The 1,447-nt window shown below is 73.9% G+C and carries 2 protein-coding genes; both read right to left on the bottom strand.

From position 1 onward, the window contains the following. Positions 1-534 (bottom strand): styrene monooxygenase/indole monooxygenase family protein (locus AB0G02_RS40055; RefSeq protein WP_360805727.1); only part of this gene is annotated, 534 nt, incomplete at its 3' end. Beyond that, the coding region (locus tag AB0G02_RS40050; RefSeq protein ID WP_360805724.1) for an LLM class flavin-dependent oxidoreductase at positions 531-1,447 on the bottom strand (917 nt) is incomplete at its 5' end. The genes AB0G02_RS40050 and AB0G02_RS40055, both read right to left, overlap by 4 nt.

The following is a 1,447-nucleotide window of genomic DNA, read 5'->3' as shown; positions in this document are numbered from 1 at the left end:
CGCGACGTCCTCCCGGATGCCGTGGTAGAAGCCGCTGCACAGGACCCGCTGCGGTGTCGTGTACGGCGAGCGGGAGGGGTCGACCGGGAACAGCTCCCGCATCGACCGGTCCCCGTTGGCGACCACGACGAGGTCGTGGCGACCCGCGACCTCGTCGACCCGGACCGGGCCGACCACGGCGTTCCCGCCGCGCCGGGTGAACTCGGTGAACAGGTGCGGCAGGTAGACGCGGAAGTCGACCACGCTCGACGGCGGGGTGAGCGCCGCGGTGAACTCCAGGTCGGCGTCCTCGCCGTGGATGGTGATCGACCAGCTGTGCACCCGGGCGTCGTCGACGTGCCAGACGTGCACGCCGAGCGACTCCTCGCGCCGCTGCGTGGGGCCGAACCGCGCCGGGAAGTTCCGCGGCCGCACCGCACCCAGCTCCTCGGCGGTCTGCGCCGAGTACAGCGTCACGGCGATGCCGAGCTGTTGCAGGCGCAGCGCGAGCTGCAAGCCGGAGATCCCCGAGCCGATGATGCCGATGTCGGTCATGCCGTCACGCCCCGCCCGGTGGTGACCGACCGCAGCTCGCCCGCCAGCCAGGACAGGCTCTCCACGGTGTACCCGGCGGCCTCGGGGGAGGCCAAGGCCGAGACGGGGATCAGCACGGGCAGCTGCATGCCCGCGTCGGCCAGCTCCCCGATCCGGTCGAGCACCGTCCGCCTGCTGCCCACGATCGCCAGGTCCGCCACCAGCTCGTCGGGCACCACGGCGAGGGCCTGCTCGACCTGCTCGCGCGTCAACCGGTGCGGCAGCAGGTGGGACAGCCCCCGGTAGTCCTCGCCGAACGGGTGGGCCACGTCGTACTCGCGCCACTTGGCGGCGCCGGCGTGCAGGGCCAGGTACCGGATGGCGGTGACCCCGGTCAGCTCGCGGGCCGCCTCGTCGGTCTCGGCCACGATGATCGGCACCCCGCCCGCGGCGACGACCCGGTCCGGGTCCCGTCCCGCGGCGACGGCCGCGTCCCGCACGGCGGCCAGCCTGCGGGCGTACTCGGCGGGCGCCATCAGGTCCGACGGCACCCACCCGTCTCCGTAGCGACCGGCGAGCGCGGTCATCCGCGGACCGTTGCCGCCCACCCAGATCTCCGGGACGCTCCCGTCGGGCGCGCGCAGGTCCATGACGGCCTGGTCGAGGGTGAAGAACTCGCCCTCGAAGTCGAACGGCCCCTTGGTGTCGAAGAACATCCGCAGGATCCGCAGCGCCTCCTCGACCTTGTCGACCGACCGGTCGCCGCTGATGCCGTAGGGCCGCAGGTTCTCGTGCGCGCCCGCGCCGATGCCGATGACCGGTGGGCGCTCGGTGAGCTGCGCCAGGGTCAGGGCGGTCTGGGCGAGCACCGCCGGGTGCCTGCGGTGCGGGTCGGTGACGCCGACCGCGAGCCGCACCGGACCGGCGTCGGCGG

The sequence above is a fragment of the Actinosynnema sp. NPDC023658 genome (assembly GCF_040639995.1).
Lineage (GTDB): Bacteria > Actinomycetota > Actinomycetes > Mycobacteriales > Pseudonocardiaceae > Actinosynnema.
This window is presented reverse-complemented; position numbering and strand designations above follow the sequence as displayed.